This window comes from Clostridium sp. TF06-15AC (genome assembly GCF_003481165.1).
Lineage (GTDB): Bacteria > Bacillota > Clostridia > Lachnospirales > Lachnospiraceae > Otoolea > Otoolea fessa.
Genome location: NZ_QUKS01000006.1, coordinates 161,316 through 186,311, shown reverse-complemented (window position 1 = coordinate 186,311; position 24,996 = coordinate 161,316). Strand labels below are relative to the sequence as shown.

The following is a 24,996-nucleotide window of genomic DNA, read 5'->3' as shown; positions in this document are numbered from 1 at the left end:
GTCATTTTTATTTACAATACTTACAAAACTGTATTTAAAATTACATAAATTGACTTCCCTTTTTCAATCTTATAAACTGTTTATAAAAGAAATAAACAAATTCTTAAAAAAAGAATGGAGGGAAGTTCTATGTTAGAACACATTATGGGATACTTTGGAACTTACACACCGGCAGCGGACGGTGCCATCGCAACATTCCAGTTCGAGTATCTGACCACACTTGGTTTCGCAGCCATCGTTATCTTCTTAGGACGCGCGATTGTCGCTCACAGCGCCCTGCTCAGAAAATATGCTATACCGGCTCCGGTTATTTCCGGTATCATCTTTTCTGTTGTTGTATCTATCATCAAGGGTTCCGGAATCATCGGTTTTTCCTTTGATGCAAAAATCGTGAAAGACTTATGCCAGAACTTATTCTTCCTGTGCGTAGGTTTCGGCTTCAGCTACAAGATGTTAAAGCATGCAGGCGGAAAGCTTTGTATCGCAATCGCAGTTGCAGCCTGTGTCCTGATTACCTTACAGGATGTCGTTGGTTACCTGGTAGGCAGCGCCATCGGTCTTCATCCGCTTCTGGCTCTGCAGTGTTCTTCCTCAGCTATGTCCGGCGGTGTTGGTACTGCTTCTGCATTTGGTCCTATCTTCGAGAACATGGGTGCTCCGGATGCAACCACAGTCGGTGTAGCAGCCGGTACTATGGGCAACATCATGGGTTCCTTAATCGGTGGCCCGGTTGCAGCTTTCCTGATTTCCCGTCACGGTCTGAAATCTGACCCGAACGACAGACCGGAATCCGCAAAAGCAGGTTCAGCAGCTGTTCTTAACAACACCCGTATGATCAAAGCCTTTGCCCTGTCTCTGCTTGTAGCAGCACTTGGTATGCCGATCTACTGCCTGTTAGACAACATCCCGATGATCGAGATGCCGAAATTCATCGGCTGTCTGTTCGCAGGTGCTATCGCAAGAAACATCATGGATGCAGCTGGTATCGAATTCCCGGTTCCGGAGATCGACGCTATCGAGCATATGTTCCTGGAACTCTACCTGGCACTGGTTCTGATGACCATCGATATCACAAAGCTGGCTCCGGTAGCTGGTCAGATGGGTATCATCCTCCTTGCACAGGCTATCCTGATGGCACTCTTTGCAATCTTCGTATCCTTCAACGTATTTGGCCGCGATTACGGTGCAGCTGTTATGGCAGCTGGTAACTGTGGATGGGGCTGTGGTTCAGGTCCGAACGCAGTAGCAAACGAGAAAGCCGTTATGGATCAGTATGGATGGCACACCGTTGCTTGGGTTCTGTATCCGTCCTTCGCAGTTATCATCGACGATATTTACAACCCGATTTTCCTTTCCATCTTCTCCAGCCTGATTACAAAATAATCACTGAGACGAGATAGGAACACTTCATATAAGACATCTTTTATATAACAACATACCTAAAGCTCAATTGAAAATGTAACCTGAAAGAAGAGCGTCCGGTTCCCCCACATAAACCGGACGCTCTTTTTTGTTACTGTTCACGCATACGTGCCCAGTAACGGAATTTGCCGTGGCTTCGCATTTAAATACGGCAAATTCCTGCTGCCACCACGTTTTTTTACGGCACTTTCGGTTCCAAAAGTGCCTACCTGTGAACAGTTACATTTATATTTTCCTCTTCCTTGGTCTTGTCTTATCACTGTTTTTTATGTTATACTTTTATAGAGTTTTAATATTCTTTTAATCGCTAAGGCAGCATTCGACAGAACCGCTGCGTTTTTTTATATACTGATAAACTACGAAAAGGTGAGATCTATGAAAATAAAAAAACTAGTAAAATTGGCACCAATGATGCTTCTTACCTTCCTGCTCGGACTTTCCGGCTGTTCCGGCAGCACCGCCGCAGATACGCGGGTCAACGACCATCCCAGCGAAGCAGATGAAGAGCTGCACGTTCTGACCATCGGAACTGCCGACAGCGGCGGAACCATGTACCCGGTTGGCAGTGCCATCGCCTCTGTTTTAAGCGGACATGATGAACAGCTCAAGGTCAATTTAAGCGCCTCCAACGGTTCCTACACGAACGTGGAAAATATCAAAAACGGACAATTTGATATGGGACTGGTCAGCGGCGATGTGGCATTTTCCGCCTATCAGGGAACGGACGAATTTTCCGGTCATCCGGTCGAATCCCTGCGGGCGATCGGGGCCGTCTATTCAAGCCTGTCCACCTGGATGGCGCCGGAGTCCGAGCATATCTCCTACGTTCATGAACTCGCCGGACACCACATTGCCGTCGGACCAGAAGGATCCACCACAGAGCTTTCCGCCCGCACCGCTCTCAAGGCAGCCGGGCTCAATATTGCCAACACTGCCCTTGAAAACTACAGCTTCTCCGCCAGCGTGGACTCTGTCTTAAACGGTAAACTCGACGCCGTCCACAGCTTCGCCGGAATCCCGGTCCACAGCCTGACCGACCTGGCCAGCCAGACGCCCTGCCGCCTGCTGGAGTACACTGACGAAGAACTGCAAAAAATTCTTGCAGCCAACCCCTTCTACGTCCGCGCCACTGTCCCAGCCGGCACCTATCCGGGACAAACCGAGACACTGAAAACCTTCGGAATCAAATGCCTTCTCTGCGTGGACGCATCCATGGACGAACAGCTGGTCTACACCATCACCAAGATTCTCGACGAATCCCGTGAAGAACTGATCAGCACCCACCCATCCTTAAGTAACTTATCTGATCCGGAATATATATGCAGCCAGCTTCCTATTCCGCTGCATCCGGGAGCTGAGAAATATTATACGGAACAGGGGCTGTTGAAAACAGAGTAACATGATAGCAAACAAAAACAGGTAACACCAAAACCTGGCGCATGGACGAATTTTCCTAAGACAAAAAACCAGGGCTGCAGCATTCCGCAGTCCTGGCTTTTTCGATGCCCGATTACCTGATTATTTTTACTTCCGGATCTCCCGCAGCAAATTCACCATCTCGATTGCTCCCATCGCGCAGTCAAATCCCTTATTTCCGCTCTTTGTTCCCGCTCTCTCGATCGCCTGCTCGATCGTATCCGTCGTCAGCACACCGAACATAACCGGCACGCTGCTTGCCAGAGAAACCTGGGCGATTCCTTTCGAAACCTCGCTGCACACATAATCATAATGGCTTGTGCTTCCACGGATAACTGCACCCACGCAGATCACCGCATCATACTTTCCGCACTTCGCCATCTCCGACGCAATCAGCGGAATCTCAAAAGCACCTGGAACCCACGCAACATCTACGTCCTCCTCCGAGACATTGTGACGGCGCAGCGCATCCTGCGCGCCTGCGACCAGTTTCGAGGTGATAAACTCATTGAATCGTGCCGCCACAATTCCGATCCTCATATTATTTTCCGCTACTACGTTTCCTTCAAATGTACGCATAAGTACCATCCTTTCCGACGATCTATTTTCGCCTGTCACTTTTTCTATTTAAAATTCAAAATATGTCCCATCCGCGCCTGCTTCGTTTTCAGGTAAAATCCATCATACGGCGTTGCCTCCATCTGAATCGGCACGCGCTCCTTGATTTCCATGCCAAAATCCGAAAGCTGATATACCTTATCCGGGTTATTGGTCAGAAGACGCAGCGTCTTGATTCCCAGATCCTTTAAAATCTGTGCACCAATGTAGTATTCCCGCAGATCGCCCTTAAATCCCAGCGCCAGGTTCGCATCCAGCGTGTCCATGCCTCCATCCTGCAGCTTGTAGGCGCGCAGCTTATTTAAAAGCCCGATGCCGCGTCCTTCCTGCCGCATATAGAGGAGAACGCCTCGTCCCTCTTTCTCAATCTGGGTCATCGCCGACGCAAGCTGCTGTCCGCAATCACACCGCAGGGAACCAAATGCATCGCCGGTCAGGCACTCCGAATGCACGCGGCAGAGTACATCTTTCCCATCTCCGATATCGCCCTTGACGAGTGCCACATGGTGTTCTCCATTTAAGAGATTCAGGTAGCCATACGCGCGGAATTCGCCGTATTTCGTCGGCATCCGCGTCTCTGCCACACACTCGACTAGCTTTTCATGTCTCTTGCGGTACTCCTGCAGCTGTTTAATGGAAATCATCGCCAGACCCCATTGTTCTGCCATCGCAAATAATTCTTCCGACCGCATCATCGTTCCATCCTCGCGCATGATCTCGCAGCACAGACCGCATTCCGGCAGCCCTGCAAGCCGCATCAGGTCTACCGTCGCCTCTGTGTGACCGTTGCGCTCCAGAATGCCGTTTTTCTTCGCCATCAGAGGAAACATATGTCCCGGGCGGCGGAAATCCTCCGGCTTTGTGTCCGGATCCACGCACGCGCGCGCCGTAATACCGCGCTCCTCGGCAGAAATACCGGTGGTCGTCGTTTTATGGTCGATCGATACGGTAAACGCCGTCTCATGATTATCCGTGTTATCCATCACCATCTGTGGGAATTGCAGCTTCCGGCAGATTTCTGCGCTCATCGGCATACAGATTAAGCCCTTCGCATGCGTCGCCATGAAATTGACATTTTCTGTCGTGGCAAAACTTGCCGCGCAGATAAGATCGCCTTCGTTTTCGCGATCCTCGTCATCCGTAACCAGGATTAAATGTCCCTGTTTCAGCTCGTCCAGAGCCTTTTCAACTGTATCAAACTGCTTCATTGTTCTCCTCCTCTATTAAAATCCATACCGCTGCAGAAATTCTCTTGTCATGCCCTTTCCTGCCTTATCCTCTTCTTCCGCTCCTATCAGCTTCGCCACATACTTTCCAATGCAGTCATTTTCCAGATTGACGATATCGCCTGCCCGCTTAAACGCTAGCGCTGTCTCCTGCAGCGTATGCGGGATGATGGAAACGGAAAATGATACGTGATCCACCCGTGCGACCGTCAGGCTGATTCCATCGATCGCGATCGATCCTTTTTCCACAATCAGCCGCAGAATCGGTTCTGGGGCCTGAATCGTATACCAGACGGCATTTCCGTCCCGACGCACATCCCGGATGGTTCCGGTTCCGTCGATGTGACCGGAGACGATATGTCCGCCAAACCGTCCGCCCGCCAGCATCGCCCGCTCCAGGTTGACCGGGCTTTTGACACCCAGCGCCCCCAGGGACGAACGGTTCAGCGTCTCATGCATTACATCCGCACAGAAATAATCTCTCCCAAATGACGTGACCGTCAGACACACACCGTTGACCGCAATGCTGTCGCCCAGATGAACATCCGAGAGCACCTTAGACGCAGCAACCGTCAGCCGTGCCGAGACTGCCTGGCGCTCAATCGCACGGATCCTTCCCACTTCCTCTATGATTCCTGTGAACATCTTTTCTCCTTTTCAAATCAGCGATTTTTTCCCGTTCTAACACCGCCTCATGCATCTTGACCGGACACCTCATATTCCAGCAGCAGATCCTCTCCCAGCCACACTGCCTCCGGCTTTTTAAGAAGAAATGCCTCCGGCGGCGCATCCACGCCGGTTCCCCTCACCGGGGTCGGGGCGCCTGCACCTCCGAAAATCTTCGGTGCAATATAGGCCTGCACCCGGTTCACAAGCCCTGCCTTTAAAAACGACCATGCCAGCGTCCCGCCGCTCTCGACCATCACGCTATCCACTTTCTCCTCGCCCAGCCGCTGCATCATCGCCTGCAAATCCAGTTCTCCCTCTTTTGCCGGGACACTTAAAACACGACAGCCGGCGTCCTCATATGCTTTCTTCCTTCCGGCATCCGATACCGCCGTCACAATCCAGGTCGGCGTCTCCCGCGCGGTCTGTACCACAATCGATGAAAGCGGTGTCCGAAGGTTCGTATCTGCAATCACCCGGATCGGGTTTTTCCCGCCCGGAATCCGGCAGGTCAGCTGCGGATTGTCCGCCAGCACCGTCGAAACGCCAGTCAGAATCGCCATATAACGCCCGCGGTCCTCATGCACCCGCTTCCGCGCCGCCTCGCCCGTGATCCACTGGGATTTGCCCGACACCGTCGCCGTCTTTCCGTCGAGTGTCATCGCGTATTTCAGCACCGTAAACGGCAGTTTCGTCCGCATGAAATGAAAGAACACCTCATTCTGCCGTTCACACTCTCCGCGTAAAACTCCGGCCACCACTTCCAGCCCCTTTTCCCTCAGAAGCCGGATGCCGCGCCCTGCCACCACCGGATTCGGATCCGTGCAGCCGACAATCACGCGCTTCACCCCGGATGCCAGCACCGCTTCCGTGCACGGCGGCTGTTTTCCGGTGTGGCAGCAAGGTTCCAGCGTCACATATAAATCTGCTCCCGCCGTCTCTTCGCCCCGCTCTGCCGCATTCTTAAATGCCTCCCGCTCTGCATGAAGCTGTCCATATCGTGTATGATATCCCTCGCCGATGATGCGTCCATCCTTTACCAGCACCGCGCCGACCATTGGATTCGGATTGACCCATCCGTGCCCTTTTTCTGCCAGCGCTAACGCCTGCTTCATATATTCCCGATCCTGTGGCTGCTCACCGGGAACCTTTACGTGGATTCGTTCCATCTTTTCCCCGCCTTTCCATGCAAAAAGCCCTGAAATGTGAAACACTTTTATTTCCACATCTCAGGGCTTATAATTTTTATTCCATAACATCTTTTATGATATTAATTATCGTAAATATTTTTTATGCATCCTTTCTCGATGACTTTTCTCCCTCTTTTGCCATAGCGGTATATATCCGCCATATCCATCATCCGGGGGAGTGTATCTGGAAGCTTCCCGGCACCGCCGTTTTTATTTACGTTTTCTCTTCTTTCATCCAGACTATACGGTCGGTTTTGGAATTACACCAAATCATGCGCCATGCGCTCGCGGACTTTACCGCCGGTCGGGAATTACACCCTGCCCTGAAGATATCGTTATTTTGTTGTCATTCATTATCTGTATTGCATTATAGATCCAGAGAATCCGTTTGTCAATCCATTATTTTTTTCATTTATTGATGGATGACAGCGTTATCTGACACACATTTTCAGCCATTTTAAGCGCCGCTTCAAGTGTCTGCTTCCACTGCTTTCCCGTTCAATTTCGCGCGCTCTACACAGCGCCCCATAATGCGCCCAATCAAAAGAAGATACACGATCACCGACACCGTCGTTCCGCCGAAATCCGATACCACTTCTGCGTAGAAAACATTTTCAACTCCCGCAAACACCGGAATCAGGAACACGCTGACCAGGTACAGCAGCTTCCGGAACATTGACAGCGAGATCGCCACCGACGGCACGCCCATTCCGGTAAATCCATCTACGACCTCATACTGGACTGCCAGTGGAATAATCCCCATCGTGTAGACCCGGATCGCCCAGACGGTCAGTTCCACATAGGACTCATTGCGCGTAAAGAGATACACAAAATACTGCGCCAGCGTCCGTGAAAACAGGAACATGATGCTGCACTGCACCACCGCCAGCAATGTGATATACTTCTGTGCGCTCCGGATCCGATCCGGACGTCCCGCGCCGAAATTGAAGCCCAGGATCGCACCCGTTCCCGATGTAATGCCTCCGAGCGGCATCGTCACGATCAGCATAAAGCTCTGCACGATTGTCGTACAGGTCAAAAGCATGTCCGCCTCCGCGCCGCCATACATCTGAATTACCGTATTGAGCGAAATGATCAGCACATTGTCAAATGCGATAATCAAAAATGGCGACAGTCCCATCAGCGCAATCTTACAGACTGTCTTCACCTGCGGACATTCAAATTCAAGCCGCAGAAGCACGCGATTTCCTCGCAGGAAACGAAGGACAAAGACCGCCGACGCAAACTGTGACAGAACCGTGGCAAACGCCGCCCCCGCCACGCCCATGTCAAACACAAAAATAAACACTGGATCCAGCACAATATTCGTTACCGCACCGAGCGCCACCGAAATCATTCCGATCCGCGCAAATCCCTGGCAGATAATAAACTGGTTCATTCCGATCGAAAGCAGCGCAAAGACCGTTCCCAGCAGATAGATCGTAAAGTACGATTCCGCATACGGCAGAATCGCCTCACTCGCACCAAACCGCGTCAAAATTTCTCGTTTAAATACAAACAGAACCAACGTCAGAACCGACGACAGCCCGACAATCATCCAGAAGCTGTTTGCCAGAATCTTTTTCGCTTTCTCATCCTGCCCCTCGCCCATACGGATGCTCATGAGCGGCGAGCCGCCCAGACCGACCAGATAGGCAAACGCGGAGATCAGCGTCACAATCGGTCCGCTGACGCCGACGCCCGCAAGCGCCGTCTCCCCAATCACCGGGATATTTCCAATATAGATTCGATCGACCACGCTGTAGAGCACATTGATAAACTGCGCCAGCATCGAAGGAATCGCCAGACGGAGCACCAGCCGCCGGATATCGTCCCGCCCCAAATCATTTTCTATCTTCATATGTATCCCACCTCCGTATGAAACCCGCCCTGCTGTTTTGTTTTCATGTTTTCTTAACTTTTCCTCCCAGAACTGGTTCCATGCGTGTTTCTTTCGCCAGAGTCTACTCCCTCTTCTGTCGTTACTGTTCACACACGTGTGCCCAGCAACGGGATTTTGCCGATGCTGCGCATTCCAAATCGGCAAAATCTGCTGCCAGAACTGTATCGTACGGAATTTTCAGTTCAGAAAATTCCTACCTGTGAACAGTTACCCTCTGTCCTTTATACCGTCTGCCCGCCAAAATGTCAATGAGATATTCCTGATAAAAATTACCCCTTTTTTGTACAGTAAAAAGCGCCGGCACTGCAAGCAGGTCCGGCGCTTTTTACCCAATATCGGTTGCTGGTTGTCAACCGATACCGAAAAGATCCCAGCAGAAAATCTTGGACAGTTCGTAACGGAGTGTAATGCATCAAGGAATTTCGAGTAACTTGATTTTTTTTGTTCGTCTCTGTCCGCGTTCTTCCGCGCGGGAATGATTTTCATCCGTTCAATAAGTTAATGCGCTGCATACGCATTTTATTGCACGTTAATCAAAAAAATTTTAAAAACTTTTTTTGATATAGACTATTTTATTATGAAAACCTGTTTTCGTCAAGTTTTCAGGGGTTAAATTATTACAAGTTGTTACAGGAAAATGTATTTGAGAACGAAGAGCACCGCCAGCACATACATCAGCGGAGTGATCTTCTTTGCTTTTCCTGCTGCCACATTCAAAAGCACATAAGAGATAATTCCCATGGAAATACCCTCGGAAATGCTGTAGAACAACGGCATGGCGATGATTGCCAGATATGCCGGGATTGCCTCGGTGATATTGTCCTCATCGAAACGAATTTCGGTTACAGTTCCCACCATCAGGAAGCCAACCATGATTAATGCCGGAGCCGTCGCAAAGGACGGGATCGCCGTAAAAATCGGTGCAAACAGGGTGGAAAGCAGGAACAGGAGTGCCGATACCAGGGCAGTCAGACCGGTACGTCCTCCGACTGCAACACCCGATGCAGACTCAACGAAGGTAGTCGTTGTGGAAGTACCTAATACCGCACCAAAGGAAGTTGCGATCGCATCTGCCATCAGCGCCGGACGGATACCCGGAAGACGGCCTTCCTCGTCCAGCATGTCTGCCTTGGTTGCTACACCAATTAATGTACCAAGTGTATCAAAAATATCTACAAACAGGAATGAGAAAATAACTACGATAAAATTGATAATTCCAACTGCATCGAAGTCAACGGTAAAGCATTTACCAAATGTCTCTCCCAGTTTGGAGAAATCGGTGATTCCCAGGGTCGGGAACAGGGTGTAGAAACCATTCTCTACGTCCGGTGTGTAAATGCCGGTTACCTGGCACAGCATACCGAGAATCCAGGTTCCCAGAATGCCGTACAGAATCGCGCCCTTTACACGGTAGGTGTATAAAACCGCCATGATAAACAGACCGATCAGCGCCAGCAGCGCGCAGATACCTGCGGTATGGAAATTTTCCGGGAAGCTGATGATCGTTACCAGTGTGGAAGAGTCTACTGAAAGTCCCGCATTCTGAAGACCGATAAATGCGATGAACAGACCGATGCCGACGGACACACCGCGCTTTAAAGTCAACGGAATCGCATTGAAGATCGCCTCGCGCACGTTTGTCAGAGACAGCACGATGAAGATCAGACCCTCTGCAAATACAGCCAGCAGTGCAACATGCCAGCTATAGCCATAGCCCGCGCACACCGTATACGCCATATACGCGTTGAGCCCCATGCCTGCGGACAGAACGAACGGCAGGTTCGCCATAAATGCCATGCAGGCAGTACCGATGAATGATGCCAGAGCCGTAGCCAGAAGCACCGCAGTCGGGTCCATGCCGGTCGATCCGAGGATGCTCGGATTAACTGCCAGAATGTACGCCATCGTCATAAAGGTCGTAATTCCAGCCATGACTTCCGTCTTTACGGTCGTCTGATGCTCGGATAGCTTAAATACTTTTTCAAACATCTTTTCTTCTCCTTGTGTTTTTCATTCTATGATTCAACCGCTACAAAATCTCATGAAGCGGACGGCGCACCTTTTTGCGGGTGATCTCCACCAGCCCAAGCCGCGTCATATCCACCAGGATCGTTTTGACCGGATCACGGGAAAGCTCTTCCCCGAGCGTCCGCATCAGCGTCTCCTGATCTTCTTTCGATTCCATATCGATAAAATCCACAATAATAATACCGGAAAGATTCCGCAGGGAAAGCTGGCGCGCCACCTCATGCGCCGCCTCCAGATTAATCTTAAGAATGGTCTCCGCCGGTGTCTTCTTGCCGGTGTATTTCCCCGTATTGACATCGATAACTGTCAACGCTTCCGTAGGTTCAATCACAAGATATCCACCGGATTTCATCCAGACACGGCGATCCGACGCACTTTTAAGCACCGATTCCAGGCGGTACAGCTTCATTAATGGAAGGTTCTCATCTGTATATAGGGACAATTTCGGAACCGCCTGTTTTATGCTTTCATTTTTATCTGCCTGGGTCTGATTTTCTTTTTGTTCCTTGTCCTCTTCCTTCTCTTCCTCCAGCCATGCCTCAATCTTCTTCGCATACTCCGGCACATCTGTGATGATCTCCGAAAGGGTTCCTTTCTTCGCATCCCTAAGACTCTGGATATAGGGCGGCGTACCCTGCTCTAAAAGGCTGTAACAGGTGCGGCAGGCTGCCCGGGCAAAAAGTTCTTCCATCTGCTGTTTCAGCTTCTCTGTCTCGGCACAGAGTGTTTCGATGGAAGCCGACGCCCCGTTCGTCCGGACAATCAGTCCAAAACGCTCATCCTTATGTGTCAGAAGTTCCTCCCGCACCTTCTCTTTCCAGGCATTATCCTTGATTTTTGCCGAAAATCCGATCTGCGGTTTTCCAACCGTCAGAACCATATAGGTTCCCGGAAAATTCAGACAGCAGGTCACGGACGGATCCTTGGTTTTCAGGGCGTCGCGGGACACCTGGACGAGAAGCTCGTCTCCAGCTTTTAGTTTCCGTGGACTTACTTTCTTCTCAGAATTTCCAGAATATCCGAATGAACACAGCTGGTTCAGCTCGTCTGTATAAAGCAGAACCGGGTTCTCCGCCAGGCTGAAATATCCGGTTTTTCCACCGCCGAGGTCAATAAACGCGGCGTTGATGTTTTTTACCATATTTTTCACCTTGCCGATGTAAATATTCCCCAGCAGGCTTTCATCGCCAGATTCCAGCGTCAGCGACCGGCAGTGCCCGTCCGAGAGGAGCGCCGTCAGGCTTCGATCCTTCCATTTTGTCACTATTAACTGATCCAAACTCTTCGTCTCCTCTCATTTTTTGCTGCCGTTCACACTTCGCGCTAACTGCAGCCGGATTTTGCTGGCGCTTCGCATTTCATCTCTTAATGAACATTGAAGCATTTACACAATCTCGCTTCCATACGCCTCAAGCGGCACATACTCCGGTGCGCCCTCGGCGCCCTCGTCCGCATACAGCTCCTCGCGCTCGACCTGAATGGCAAACGGGCGGTAGGTCAGCCCCAGACTCTCATAGAATGCCTGCAATACCTGCTCCGGCTTTCCGTTTGCCGCACTGCCCGATAAGAGACGCAGGAAGACACAGATTCCTTCTGCCTGTTTTTCCTCCTCAACCGTCTCATTTTCCAGATCCGGATACCAGTCTGCGACCATCGCCGGAACATACTCTTTCCGCTCCGCGATTCGCGCCTCACAGATCAGCGGACGCAGATCCACGGTTCTCTCGCCCTTTTTCGTCTGCTTCACAAACGGAATTGTCTCGTTTTTGCAGAATGTCAGGAATTTCCCGAAAAATTCTTCTACACTGCTGCCGTCCTCCGGTGCAAATCCCTCTTTAAACCAGAATGTGTAATCAGCAGCTGCCACCAGCGACATCGCATTCTTTGCCGTCTCCGGAAGCTCGCGGTAGCTGAGCACCTCCAGCCCCTCGGCGCTGACCTCATTTAAGCGGCGCAACATCCCGGTCGAATTTCCGCTGGAATTGACATCAATATCCACATACTCCGCATGGCTGATAAGCCCCACGCTGAGCGGAGACGCAAACGACATGATCTGGTGCGGGCTGAATCCTTCGCTATAACGGATATCCACTTCCGCCCGGCGCATCACCTTCTGGAAGTAACGCATCACGTCCAGATGACCGATAAAACGCACCGTTCCCTGTTTTTGAAATTTAATTCGTATCTTCATGACCGCTCCTTCCTCATGCCCGTTCTTCGAAACAGACTCCGCCGCCGTACTTACGGACACCACATCCCGAACAGCGCATCCGGCAGTTCGGCGTTACCGTTTCCGCCTGTGCGTTCGCCCACTCGCGTTTCAGGAAATCCTTCGTCACACCCGCGTCGATGAAATCCCACGGGAACACTTCATCAAGGCTTCGCTCACGCGTCGTATAGAAATCAATGTCCACGCCGCAAGTCTCAAACGCCTTCATCCAGATATCATTGTTGAAATACTCGGACCAGGAATCGTAGATTGCACCTTTGCGGTATGCCTCCTCAATCACAGCTGCCACCTTGCGGTCGCCGCGCGCCAGAACACCTTCCAGCACGGTCACATCCGCCTCATGCCAGTTATAGCGGAGACTCTTCTTATTTAACATCTCTTTCATGCGGTGGTTGACGATGCTCGCGCGCTCCAAGAACTGCTCTTTCGTGCACATCGGCGCCCACTGGAACGGGGTAAATGGCTTCGGCACAAAGAACGAGGTGCTGGCGGTTACCTGCACCTTGCCGTGGCGCTGTTCCTTCGGAACCGTGTCATAGTACACTTCCGCCACCTTCTCCGAAAGCTCGGCAATGCCCTGCATATCTTCCACGGTCTCAGTCGGAAGTCCCAGCATGAAGTAGAGCTTTACGCGGTTCCAGCCGCCCTTGAACGCCTCGGCAGAACCATTTAAAATGTTTTCCTCGGTCAGACCCTTGTTGATAACGTTACGCAAACGCTGGGATCCCGCCTCCGGCGCAAAGGTCAGGCTGCTCTTCTTCACGTCCTGCACCTTGCTCATGACATCGAGGGAAAATGCGTCAATACGCAGGGACGGCAGGGACACATTGACGCCCTTTCCGTCAAACTCGTCGATCAGGAAATTGACGATTCCCTCCAGCTTCGTGTAATCACTGGAGCTCAGCGAACTCAGCGAAATTTCCTCATGTCCGGTGCTCTTTAGCATCGTCCGCGCCAGACGTTTCAGTTCCTCCAGACTGCGCTCACGCACCGGGCGGTATACCATGCCCGCCTGGCAGAAACGGCATCCGCGGATACAGCCGCGCATGATCTCGAGAACCACACGGTCCTGCGTCGCGCGCAGATACGGAACCACCGGCTTCTCCGGATACCAGGTATCGCTCATATCCATGACAAGCTGCTTGGAAACGGTCTGCGGCGCGTGCGGGTTGTTCGGCGTCATCGCCTCGATCGTGCCGTCCTCTTTGTATGTCACATCATAAAATCCCGGCACATAGATACCCGGAATCTGCGCCGCCTGCTCCAGAAATTCCTTCCGGCTGCCGCCGCGCGCCTTGATCTCCTTGTAGCGGTCGATCAGGTCAAAATAAACCACCTCGCCCTCGCCCATATAGAAGAGATCAAAAAACGGCGCGATCGGCTCCGGATTGTAGGTACACGGACCGCCGCCGATAACGATCGGATCCTCCTCGGTACGATCTTCTGCATGGAGCGGAATCTGTGATAATTCCAGCACCTGCAAAATATTGGTGTAGCACATTTCGTACTGGATTGTAATTCCAAGGAAGTCAAATTTTTTGATCGGATCCTGGCTTTCAACAGCAAACAGCGGGATCTTCTGCTCCCGCATGATCGGATCTAAGTCCATCCACGGGGAATAAACACGCTCACAGTAAACGTCATCCCGGCGGTTGAACATATCATAAAGAATCTGGATGCCTAGATGGGACATACCGATCTCATACACATCCGGAAAGCACATGGCAAACCGGACTGCTACCTTCGACGGATCCTTCTTCACCATATTCACCTCGCCGCCAATATAACGCGCCGGCTGGGAGATCTTGAGAAGGATTTCATCACTTAATGCTAATTTTCTCATAAAATTATTTTTACCTACATTTCTCATTTTTTGCGATGTGTTCATCGCTGTTTTTTAGTTCTTTTTTTGTTCTTCTCCGTAAGCGTAAAAACACAAATTCTTGTCAAGTATTTTTTTGCAGACAGTTTACATAACTTTTTTTCACTCTTACAGCAAAAAATTGTTTCTGAAATACGCACAATTCTGATTTTTCATTTTTTTACGGACAAATCTGTTGCATATGTGCAGATCAGACCGCATTATTATACGGTATTTCCCGCGTTTCCGCAACAGATTCTTTCCCGAAAAAAATTTTTCGAACTCCTATCATCGAACTTTTTATCAAGTTTTCCGAATATTCATCAAATTCAGGAATCTCAAATAACATCGGCTCGATGAGCTTTGCCGTTCCCATGACCAGTACGCTTTTCAGCGCACCAAAGTCCGGGGGCTTTTCAAAGACAGCAAGACTGACATTTTTATTCCTCTCAAGTCCTATGAACTTCTCGCCGCCTTCTGTAAAAATCCAAAACTGGCCATCGTGATAGCTATATTCCAAGAGAGTACATCGCACATAGTCACCGATTCCGGCAGCTAATGCACATACTACATTGCCGTGAAGGGACTCCAGAACCTCCATTTCATTAGTTCGCTTAGCGCGAACTTCTGTATTGTCTGATTCAGAACAAAAAATACCCCGTTGGTTTTGAGGTAAATTGTTATCAGCTTACCACATATATTGTTCTTTTCAAATATTCCGCAAGCATATATAACGGAACATTTGTCAGCCAGTCTTCCTGCTTATAATTTGACATACTGCTACGAATCGCCATGCCCGGCTTATATTTATCGCAAAATGCCCTCAAACTCCTGGCACGGAGATTCTGTTCTGCCTTCACCTCAATCGGAACGCAGTCTAAATCTCCCTGCAACATAAAATCTATCTCTCCAGTTGATCGTGCTGTTGCAAAATAATAAAGCGGATATCCTGCAGCGTGTAACTCCTGTGCAACATACTGTTCCGTAAGTGCCCCCTTGAATTCTTCAAAGATCCGGCTTCCCTCCAATAGAAGTCTTGCTGATAGTCCGGCCTTTGCTGTTAACAATCCCACATCGAACATGAACATTTTAAAACTGTTCATTTCCATGTACGCAATCAGTGGAATATCCGGCTTTGATACTCTATAGCTTTTCAGGATTAACCCTGCATCTTCCAACCACTGAATTGCAAGTTCAAAATCTTTTGCCCGTGCACCCTCTCGTAGTGCTCCATACATAAACTTACGATTTTCCTTAGCCAATTGGGAAGGAATCGAATTCCAGACCATCATGATGCGCGGAACAACTTCCTTTGGCGCATGTTTGCTAAAATCCTCTTCATAGTACTGCAGAAGATTGTTTTGGATCTCACGTACCTCAAATAGATCATCGGAATCAATATATGTCTGGACTACTTCTGGCATTCCGCCCACATAATAATACTTTTTTAACAAATCCGTATATTTCCCGGCATATGCATTGATCAGTTCATAATCTTGGGACCTCAACGCTTCATGCAACCCCTTTTCACCAACTGCCAAAATGAATTCATTGAAGCTCATAGGGCATAATTTTAAAAAATCAACTTTCCCAACAGGAAAGGATGTTCCCTGATGTAATGCAACACCGAGCAGGGAACCAGCTGCAATGATAGAATACTGCGGTGCATTCTCATAGAAATATTTTAAAGATGCCAGCGCCTTTGGTGCTTCCTGGATCTCATCAAAAATAATCAATGTATTTTCAGCCTGAAAACTCTTTCCGTACTCAATTTTGATTGCAGAAAGGATCCGCTTTAAGTCAAAGTCTAGGTCAAATACCTCCTTCATTGCTTTATTATTATCAAAATTGATATAGACTGTATTTTCATAGAACCTGGCTCCAAATTCCTTCATAATCCAGGTTTTTCCGACCTGGCGCGCTCCTTGTATGATCAGCGGCTTTCTGTTCTTTTTATTCATCCATCGTTCCAGTTTCGTAAACAGCTCTCTTTCCATTAAGAAACCTCCTGCGCAACATATACATCCAAAAGCATCTGTATTCTATCTTAACACTTTTCAGGGCATATTTCCATTGCTAAACAGCATTTTTGCGGACATTATTTTATTATAAATCACATTTTTTCGATTAATATTATTATAATTCCAACATTTTTTCGGACATATTCATTCTTCCAGAAGCGCCCATTTGACGGCCTCCAGATAGACCGAAAGCGTTTCTTCTTTTTCGAGTTCCAGAAAATGGGGGAAGGTTCCGCTTGGAATACAGTTGATTTTTATAGCCATATGTAAAGTCTTTTTGTATTGCAAAAAGCTATATCATAGATATAAGGATTCCAATCAGTATGCTTCCCGCACCGTCCAAAGACATCAAAAATGAGGTGTCCTATACAGCCTGATTGGGTAAAAAAATACCCCGTTGGCTTCCCAACGAGGCATCGAAGATTATAATGTTTTAATTTGATTTCTGATTTCAGAATGTAGATGCATTCTTGGATTTTTATTCACTTTACAGTCCAATCATATTGGCAAAAAGTACAATCAACGGAATCGCAACCAGTGTTCTCTCCAGGAAGATAACCAGCAGTTTCCAGAAATTCAGCGGAATCTCACTTTTGATGATAATGGTTCCTACCTCTGTCAGATATATAATCTGAACCAGAGATAAGACACCGACCACAAATTTTGTCTTCACGGAGGTAAGTCCCACCGACAGAAGCGCCGGAATAAACATATCTGTGAATCCAACCAGTGTTGCCGGTGCTGCTGCAAAGCTTTCCGGAACTCCCAGTGCCTGCAAATACATTCCCATCGGATAAGAAATCCAGCTGAAGAACGGAGTGTAGGTCGCGATAATCAGGGCAATGGTTCCCCAGGATACTACGATGGGAATCAGGTCAAAAAACATGCCCATCAGAACCTCAAAACCGCTTGTGACTACTGTTTTTGCAGTAAATTTATCCGCACGCTTGCAGCTCATCTCCAGAGCATAAGCAAACATCCCTTTTTCCTGTGGAATATCCTCATCAATCTGCTTTCCAACTGCCTCTCTATAGGTATTCGGAATGGTACAGATCGGTGGAATTCTAGCTATGATGACAGCCAGGATGATTCCCACTACACAGATGCACAGGTAAAATGGAGGGAAAATATTGGAAATTCCCATGGTATCTGCTACCATCAGACAGAACGGAATGGATACCAGAGAGAAGTTCGTCATGATATATCCAGCCTCCCTCCTGGTGTAAAAGCCCTTCATATACTGCTCTCTGGTCAGGATAACCGCCGCATTGGAGGCACCAAACCAGGATGCAATCAGGTCGATGGAAGCTCTTCCCGGTACATGGAACAGCGGGCGAACTACCGGTCTTGCGATCACACCCAGAAATTCCATAATTCCGCAGTCAGTCAGAAACGGCATGATAAAACTAAAGGCGATAACGATGCTGAACAGCGTTCCGCACAGATCCACCATGGTTGCTCCGGTATCGGCGGAAATCACCTGCTCCGGTCCGATTTTAAATACAACCATAATGGCAAATACCGCACCAATTATCTTAGAAACAAGATACAGCGGTGTGGTCGAAAAAGCTCTGGACAGATAATGATTCTTCCGAATCCAATCCGGCTTTGCGATGTAGTCATACAAACTGACCACGGCCGATACCACCAGAATCGCCATAATGATGTATGGCAAACTCGCACCAAATAGTCCCTTAATCCAGCTTTTCAGAAAATCAAGCAGTGTCGTAAATGATTCTCCCTGCGGAATCGGCACAAGGAACATCAAAACACCAAATGCTGAACCAAACAGAAATTTACATAGATTCTTCGCTGTCACATATGATTTTTCCATATTGTCTCCTCTCGTTTTGCTTTTCTCCCAGAATCTTTCATCCGTAACTGTTCGCGCATGCGTGCCCAGCAACGGAATTTTGTTCAGCTGCACCCTTTATTGACTATAATTCTTCCACCTTACATAAGGCGTTATAAACCATGTCTTCCGTCACCTCATACGGAATATGCTCCATATCCGGACCGGTCACAATCTCTTTCAATACAGCCGTAAGCGCTTCTCTCTCAAGAGGCGCCCCCATCTCGGCTAAGGTGGTGCGGATTCCAAGCTTTTCAAGAAATCCCTTCATTTCCCGCGCTTTCTCTGCTTCTCCATCTACCATCAGCTGGACCAGCACTCCATATGCCACCACGTCGCCGTGAAGATTTTTCTCCTCAAACCCCGGCAGCAGCACCAGTCCATAGTAGACCGAATGGGCAATCGCACCGTTATAATCGTCCAGAACCAGAAGCGATACCAGTCCGGTGCTCACGATATTGGCAAGAACCGCCTGCTCCAGCGCCTCGCCCGCCTGATGTTTCCGGCATTCCTCCAGCGCACTTTCTGCATACTCCCGAAGCGGCAGATAACACATATTGCTGATTTCACGTCCAAGCGCCGAACTGTGCGTCAGCCGGTCGCCTCTCGCGGAAAAATGGCACTCAAAGTATTTTCCCAGCGTATCACCGATTCCCGCCCGCAGGTAGCACTCCGGGGCAGCGGCAATAATCTCTGTGTCAATAAAGCTGTGGCGCGCCGGTTTCTCATAGAAGTAGAAACTGTCAAAATTTCCGTCCTCCTTATAGACAACCGAGAGGGCCGTCGTCGCCGCGCAGGTTGCCGCGATCGTCGGGAAGGTAAAAACCGGAAGGGCGCATTTTTCAGCCGTTCCCTTCGCTGTATCCAGCGCCTTGCCGCCTCCCATGCCAAAAATCATATCCGCACCGCATTTTTTTACGTGTGCAGCAATTTTTTCCATCCCGGCATAGGTACAGTCCTCTCCAAACAGGACTGTATCCACGATCGTGACCGGATTTTCCCCTTCTGCAAGCGCTTGCAGAAGCTTTTCCTTTCCTGCCTCCAATGCCAGTTTTCCACCGATCAGCAGCGCTTTCGTACCGTATTGGCGGCACACTTCATTTACATTTTTATATGCTTCTTTTCCGATTGTATAATTCGCAAAATTTACCGAATAAGTCATCTTACAGCAACTCCTTTAATTTCTTCAAACGTGCCAGTGCCTCGTCGATCGTCTTCTCCTCCCGTGCAAAATGCAGACGGATCAGATTGTTTACATTTTCCCGGAAAAAGCTGGAACCCGGAACGGCTGCCACGCCGATATTTTTGATCATCCACTCGCAGAACTCCAAATCGGTATATCCGGCAAACTGGGGCAGATCCAGGAACTCCCGGATATCGATCATGACAAAATACGTTCCCTGCGGCACATTGTGCTTCAGACCGATCGCATCCAGACCTTTTAAGAAATGCTCCCTCTTCTTTGTATAGAGCGCCAGCAGGTCTCTGTAATAGGATTCTGGAAATTCCAGCCCCACCACGGCAGCCTCCTGCAGCGGTGCGGCTGCTCCGACGGTCAGGAAATCATGTACCTTTTTCGCTCCCTCGATCACTTCCTCCGGTCCGATCAGATAGCCCAGTCTCCAGCCAGTGATTGAGTATGTCTTAGAAAGGGAATTACAGGTAATCGTGTGCTCGTACATACCCGGAAGGGACGCCATGCAGACATGCTCGTTCGGCGCATATACCATGTGCTCATAAACCTCATCCGTCACAACGAATCCATCATATTTGACTGCCAGCTCCCCGATCCGGGTCAGCTCTTCTCTGGTAAATACCTTTCCGCACGGGTTGGACGGGTTGCAGACGATGATCGCTTTCGCCCCTGCCTTAAAGCCCTCTTCTACCAAATTGATATCAAACTCATACGTCGGCGGCACCAGCGGAATATAGATCGGCTCTGCTCCGGACAGAATCGCGTCTGCCCCGTAATTTTCATAAAATGGGGAAAATACCATTACCTTGTCGCCCGGATTGCAGATGGTCATCATCGCACTCATCATCGCCTCGGTTCCGCCGCAGGTAACCACAATCTCCGTCTCCGGATTGATCTCGCGTCCGATGGCCTTTCCCTGTTTCTTAGCAAGGGCCTCACGGAAATTCTCTGCACCAAATGTAATGGAATACTGGTGAGGTCCCTCATAGGCCACCTCTGCTAATCTGTCCAGAATTGCCTTCGGCGGATCAAAGTCTGGAAATCCCTGGGATAAATTAATCGCTCCATACTCATCACTAATTCTTGTCATACGTCGGATTACAGAATCCGTAAATGTATTAACACGGTCACTTAACTTTGGCATACTATTTACCGCTCCTTTTTCGTTATATATGTTCTATTTGGTTGCTTTCTTTTAAAAACAAATATATAATATGGTATAACGTTACGGTATAGTCAAGAAGGAAATGAATATTTATGCAAAAACTCAAAAATGCGTGCATACGAACCGGCGATTTTGCAAAATTATGCAACACAAACAAGCGCACACTGATTCATTATGATGAAATCGGGCTCTTTAAACCCGCCTATATTGATGAAAAAGGCTATCGGTATTACAGTGAAAGCCAATTTGATGTGTTTTTTACCATCACCTGTTTAAAAGAACTTGGGATGCCTTTAAAAGAAATCGGTGCTTTTTTAGACCGGCGCAATCCGGAGTCATTAAAAGCACTTCTTTTGAAACAACGTGAAAAGATTAAGAAGGAGGAAGAACACCTCCGCAAAATTAAAGAAGTGGTTGAAACAAAATTATCTCTGGTATCACTCCAGGAATCACTGAATCAGAAACAGGCAGAATACACAAAAGATGAATTATTCTTCCATACAGAAAATAAAAATGGTCGTATTTTTCTCGAGACGACACCGGAAGAATATCTGATTCTCAGCGATCCGATTCATACAGATGACCATCAGAAAATCATCCAGGCTCTTTGCCGCCACATCGGTTACTGCAATGCCCACGCTCTAAATGCCGGTCATCCTTATGGTGCCATGCTTGATGTGGCAGATTTACGAAAAAATCATCTGGATACCTATGCTTATTTTTTCACAAAAGTTATAACAAAACCGAAAAATTACCCCTATCACTTAAAACCGGCCGGAACCTATGCAGTTGCTTACTTAATGGGAAATTACTATGACTCGAAAGCCACCTACGAAAAACTCTTTGATTGGATCGATGAACACAAGTTTAAAACCGGCAAATACTCTTATAAAGAGGCTGTGATCGACGAATTGGCCACAGCCTCTCCCAGTGAATATCTGACGAAAATATCGATACAAGTGTTTTAACCCTGCCGCTTCATCGCGTTTCCTCCGCGCTGCCTTTACATTTCTCATAAGCAAATAGCGCCGCTCCCAGCGCACCGCAGAGCTGCGCCTCATCACAGATATAAAGTTTAGCACCAAGCTTCTCTTCCAATGCCTGGATGATACCCTGGTTCTTCGCTACACCGCCGGTCATCATATATTCGCCTGGATGATCCTTTCCAAGGCGGGCTGCCAACGCGCCGACTTTTGAGGCAACTGACACATTTAAACCGTGGATAATATCTGCCACATCCTTATTCTGTGCCACCAGCGACACGACCTCCGACTCTGCAAACACCGTACACATGCTGGAAATCACGATATTATGCTTCCATTCCAGCCCTTTCACACTCATTTCCTCCAGGGAAAGTCCCAGCGTTTTCGCCATCATTTCCAGAAAACGTCCCGTTCCGGCGGCACATTTGTCATTCATCAGGAAATTTTTCACGGCTCCCTGCCCGTCGATGCTGATCGCCTTGATATCCTGTCCGCCAATGTCGATGATAGTGCGGACATTCGGATTCAGATAATTTGCGCCCTTGGCATGGCAGGTAATCTCCGTGATGCTGTCATCCCCGCTGTCAATATAGGATCGTCCATATCCGGTCGTATCGATCCGCACGATCTCCTCTTTCTTAATTCCCGCTTTCTCAATCGCCAGATCCAGACTCTTCTCGGCGCTCATCATCGCACCGCCGCCGGTCGGAATAATCATCGTCGATTTAATTTTTCCATCCTGATCCAGTATGACCACATCCGTACTTGTCGAACCGCTGTCGATTCCCGCTACATAAAAAATGCCCGACTCCATCTTCTTTCTTGCCTCCTCACTGATACCTTTTCCCGGATCCATATCCTCTGATCCCTCGATCGTCTCCTCAAATGCCTGAATGCGCGTCAAAAGCTGCCCCGCGCTCTGGCTCGTAAAATCAGTCTCAATCTTAAGGAGCGGAACCTTGATATCCCGCTTGATACTCGCATACTCAAATCCATAATAATCACAGAACTTGATCGTGTGATAAATAATTCCCTTTAAATTCGGATCCAGATACAGACGGTTTCTGCGGATCGAACGGTTCATGCGGAAACACGGCATCTGTCCCAGCAGCACGTCCGCGTAAGAAAGAAACAGCTCCTCTTCCTCCATATTCCACATTTCATCCTGTACGACCGACAGTTTCCGCCCACCCGTACAGGTCAGATTTTCCACATCCATCTGGATATTGTCCCGGATCATATCCTCCAGAATGCCGCTGACCCGCACGCCCAGCACACCAATGTACGGCTCCGTGTTCATTTCCGGCGTAATAAAGGACTTGATAAAAGCGCGTTTATCAAACACTTTCCCGGAATATGCCTCATATGCCTTTTTAAGCCTCCGGATCGTGCCCGCAAATTTCACTTTTTCACATTCATTATCATCATGCGGCAGATCCAGCATATATAAAAACTTACATTTTCCCGTGCTCTCCACGATATCGTAAACGCGTCGCATCGAATCGCAGCAGTTTACCAGCACCAGCTGTTCAACCTTTCCTTCCAGCACTGCCTGAATGACCGATTTTCCAAAGCCGCACAGATTTGCATGTGCAATCTGATCCGACTGTTCGAAATTTTCCGGCATTTCCTCCAAAACAGAACATTCTTCTCCAAACCCCCGGAACAGCTCGATCGGGGTATACTTACAGACGTAATAAATCATGCGTGTTTCTCCTCCTTGCCCTTTTCCAGCATTTCCACAAACGCCTGAAGCCGCGTCGATACCTGACCGTCGCTGGTATTGGCAGGGTTGCAGCCGTCACCGTCGAGAATCATCGTCGGAAGTCCTGTCTTTTCTAAGGACTGCTTAATCAGGCTGGATGCACCGATCGTTCCCTTACAGCCCCAGTGGGCAAATAAAACAGCACCATCCGCTTCCGTGATTCTGGCAAGCCGTTCCGCTTCCTCAACTCTCTGTTTCACACTGCCATTGTAAATGCAGTAGACCATTTTCTCTGCCATCGCCTCATACGGGTCTTCCGCATGCATCTCCTGAAAACCATCTGCGATGAAATCACAAGCGCGGATGTGCATTTTCTTACTATAATTAAAAATATCCTTAACCGGCTCCTGTAAAAATGGCATGATGTGCATCCAGATTACCGAAAGACCATCTCCCCTCGGTGACATCCGCACATCGCGCAGAAGTTTTTCCGTATAGGTAACCGCCGTCTCTGAGCCAGCCATCAGATGGCACATAAAAAGCGCATACAATTCATTTGTCAGAGAGGTCACCGGGTCATGCGCACACCGCAGGGCAAGCTGTTTTTTATAATTCGCTGCCGCTTTCCGGCTGTTATCTACCGCACTCCGCACTGTTTCCTCCGAAATCCGTCTGCCCGTCGTCTCCTCCAGAAACCGTTTCAATTTCCGCAGCTGATCCGCCACATACAGAACCGATTCCCGGTTTTTCTCATACGGAACATCAATATAAAAGCCTGGACATTCAAATTTATCCTTTAAATAAGGAAACGTCATCATATTTCCATCACACGCAAGGTTCGTATAAATCATGCAGTTCGGTTTTGGCAGAATCCCCGTCAGCGCCGCCCCCAGAAACACCCTGTGGTACGAACACATCGTCTCCGGAAATCCTTCTTCCTCCGTTTTCCGAAGAAACGTCTGCTCACACTTCGTTCCCGCCATAAAACAGGACATCGCCTCCACTGAGTACGGCGTCAGCCCTGCCGCCATCACCAGCTCTCCCGGCACAAATATGCTGACCATCGCCGCATTCTCCGGTTCCGACAGCGACTGAATGATATTTTTCATAACCACCCGCGCCACATACTGTCCCGACGACGGCAGCCCCCGATCCGGCAAAAACTGAAGCTTTTTTTCCTGCAGGCGGTATCCCGCAAGAAGCAGCCGACGCGCTTTTTCCGGATCCTTAAGCGCCTGGCTGCTCACCCTATTTCCAAATTTTCCAATTACATCCATTGTTCTTTCTTCCATTCTTTTAAGTTCATTTTTCTGTCATATCGCCCTGATGCAGATGGATATGGTACCGCGCCTTTGCAGGCAAACGGGCATTCTTTATTATAGTCAGTTGGATGGGAATTGTAAATATATCGGATATGAAACGCGAAACAGAGGGGGAGAAGAACTTTACGCCTGTGACAAAATCATCTATATTCCAAAAAACTGAGCAAACAACCACCTATCATTTCCCACAAAT

19 protein-coding genes and 1 riboswitch are annotated in these 24,996 nt (G+C 48.8%); of the genes, 3 read left to right on the top strand and 16 right to left on the bottom strand.

What is annotated here, in order from left to right; genetic code table 11:
* Window positions 1–129 precede the first annotated feature (129 nt).
* Both DXC57_RS12600 and DXC57_RS12595 read left to right on the top strand, forming a co-directional pair.
* On the top strand, window positions 130–1,383 hold the full coding sequence (locus DXC57_RS12600; protein WP_107001073.1) for a sodium/glutamate symporter: 1,254 nt from the start codon (window positions 130–132) through the stop codon (window positions 1,381–1,383).
* Window positions 1,384–1,797: 414 nt separating this feature from the next.
* Window positions 1,798–2,820: a TAXI family TRAP transporter solute-binding subunit gene (locus DXC57_RS12595; protein ID WP_118652929.1), complete on the top strand. Its 1,023-nt coding sequence runs from the start codon at window positions 1,798–1,800 to the stop codon at window positions 2,818–2,820.
* Between the two features lie 126 nt (window positions 2,821–2,946).
* Here the strand turns inward: DXC57_RS12595 and ribE are convergent, their stop codons facing one another.
* The 14 genes from ribE to DXC57_RS12525 form a co-directional block, all read right to left on the bottom strand.
* A complete protein-coding gene (gene ribE / locus DXC57_RS12590) occupies window positions 2,947–3,417 on the bottom strand; it encodes a 6,7-dimethyl-8-ribityllumazine synthase (RefSeq protein WP_022359479.1) in 471 nt (156 codons plus the stop codon).
* Between the two features lie 44 nt (window positions 3,418–3,461).
* Window positions 3,462–4,664: a bifunctional 3,4-dihydroxy-2-butanone-4-phosphate synthase/GTP cyclohydrolase II gene (locus DXC57_RS12585; protein ID WP_107001076.1), complete on the bottom strand. Its 1,203-nt coding sequence runs from the start codon at window positions 4,662–4,664 to the stop codon at window positions 3,462–3,464.
* A gap of 15 nt (window positions 4,665–4,679) precedes the next feature.
* Window positions 4,680–5,327 carry a riboflavin synthase gene (locus DXC57_RS12580; RefSeq protein ID WP_118523239.1) on the bottom strand — a complete coding sequence of 216 codons (648 nt, stop codon included), beginning with the start codon at window positions 5,325–5,327 and terminating at the stop codon, window positions 4,680–4,682.
* Window positions 5,328–5,374: 47 nt separating this feature from the next.
* Window positions 5,375–6,517, bottom strand: a complete 1,143-nt coding sequence (ribD, locus tag DXC57_RS12575; protein WP_118652927.1) for a bifunctional diaminohydroxyphosphoribosylaminopyrimidine deaminase/5-amino-6-(5-phosphoribosylamino)uracil reductase RibD — start codon at window positions 6,515–6,517, stop codon at window positions 5,375–5,377.
* Between the two features lie 240 nt (window positions 6,518–6,757).
* Window positions 6,758–6,873, bottom strand: a riboswitch (FMN riboswitch).
* A gap of 134 nt (window positions 6,874–7,007) precedes the next feature.
* Window positions 7,008–8,399, bottom strand: coding sequence for an MATE family efflux transporter (locus DXC57_RS12570; RefSeq protein ID WP_118652925.1), 1,392 nt, complete (start codon window positions 8,397–8,399; stop codon window positions 7,008–7,010).
* Between the two features lie 669 nt (window positions 8,400–9,068).
* Window positions 9,069–10,430 carry an NCS2 family permease gene (locus tag DXC57_RS12565; protein ID WP_022359656.1) on the bottom strand — a complete coding sequence of 454 codons (1,362 nt, stop codon included), beginning with the start codon at window positions 10,428–10,430 and terminating at the stop codon, window positions 9,069–9,071.
* Between the two features lie 40 nt (window positions 10,431–10,470).
* A complete protein-coding gene (locus tag DXC57_RS12560; RefSeq protein WP_118652923.1) occupies window positions 10,471–11,748 on the bottom strand; it encodes a ribonuclease E/G in 1,278 nt (425 codons plus the stop codon).
* A 105-nt stretch (window positions 11,749–11,853) separates the two neighbouring features.
* Window positions 11,854–12,660 (bottom strand): TIGR03936 family radical SAM-associated protein, encoded by an 807-nt coding sequence (locus DXC57_RS12555; RefSeq protein WP_118652921.1) that lies wholly within the window; start codon window positions 12,658–12,660, stop codon window positions 11,854–11,856.
* A 13-nt stretch (window positions 12,661–12,673) separates the two neighbouring features.
* Entirely contained in the window at window positions 12,674–14,542 is a 1,869-nt protein-coding gene (locus tag DXC57_RS12550; protein WP_107001291.1) for a TIGR03960 family B12-binding radical SAM protein, read from the bottom strand.
* 229 nt (window positions 14,543–14,771) lie between these two features.
* Window positions 14,772–15,161, bottom strand: coding sequence for a pyridoxamine 5'-phosphate oxidase family protein (locus DXC57_RS12545; RefSeq protein WP_118652919.1), 390 nt, complete (start codon window positions 15,159–15,161; stop codon window positions 14,772–14,774).
* Window positions 15,162–15,243: 82 nt separating this feature from the next.
* Complete coding sequence (locus tag DXC57_RS12540; protein ID WP_118652917.1) at window positions 15,244–16,557, bottom strand: ATP-binding protein; 1,314 nt, start codon at window positions 16,555–16,557, stop codon at window positions 15,244–15,246.
* 511 nt (window positions 16,558–17,068) lie between these two features.
* The gene (locus DXC57_RS12535) at window positions 17,069–18,415 is read right to left on the bottom strand and encodes a YjiH family protein (RefSeq protein ID WP_147354101.1); all 1,347 of its coding nucleotides are present in this window, start codon (window positions 18,413–18,415) and stop codon (window positions 17,069–17,071) included.
* Between the two features lie 103 nt (window positions 18,416–18,518).
* The gene (locus tag DXC57_RS12530; RefSeq protein ID WP_118652913.1) at window positions 18,519–19,595 is read right to left on the bottom strand and encodes an iron-containing alcohol dehydrogenase family protein; all 1,077 of its coding nucleotides are present in this window, start codon (window positions 19,593–19,595) and stop codon (window positions 18,519–18,521) included.
* 1 nt (window position 19,596) lies between these two features.
* Window positions 19,597–20,772, bottom strand: a complete 1,176-nt coding sequence (locus tag DXC57_RS12525) for an aminotransferase class I/II-fold pyridoxal phosphate-dependent enzyme (RefSeq protein WP_118652911.1) — start codon at window positions 20,770–20,772, stop codon at window positions 19,597–19,599.
* Between the two features lie 113 nt (window positions 20,773–20,885).
* Here DXC57_RS12525 and DXC57_RS12520 point away from each other — a divergent pair, with 113 nt between their 5' ends.
* Window positions 20,886–21,761 carry a MerR family transcriptional regulator gene (locus tag DXC57_RS12520; protein WP_118652909.1) on the top strand — a complete coding sequence of 292 codons (876 nt, stop codon included), beginning with the start codon at window positions 20,886–20,888 and terminating at the stop codon, window positions 21,759–21,761.
* Window positions 21,762–21,771: 10 nt separating this feature from the next.
* On the opposite strand, the gene DXC57_RS12515 is transcribed toward DXC57_RS12520, so the two are convergent.
* Together DXC57_RS12515 and DXC57_RS12510 are read right to left on the bottom strand one after the other, a co-directional pair.
* Window positions 21,772–23,481 (bottom strand): acyl-CoA dehydratase activase, encoded by a 1,710-nt coding sequence (locus tag DXC57_RS12515; RefSeq protein WP_118471956.1) that lies wholly within the window; start codon window positions 23,479–23,481, stop codon window positions 21,772–21,774.
* Window positions 23,478–24,773 (bottom strand): 2-hydroxyacyl-CoA dehydratase family protein, encoded by a 1,296-nt coding sequence (locus tag DXC57_RS12510; RefSeq protein WP_243101478.1) that lies wholly within the window; start codon window positions 24,771–24,773, stop codon window positions 23,478–23,480. Before DXC57_RS12510 ends, DXC57_RS12515 begins: the two co-directional genes overlap by 4 nt.
* Window positions 24,774–24,996: the final 223 nt, after the last annotated feature.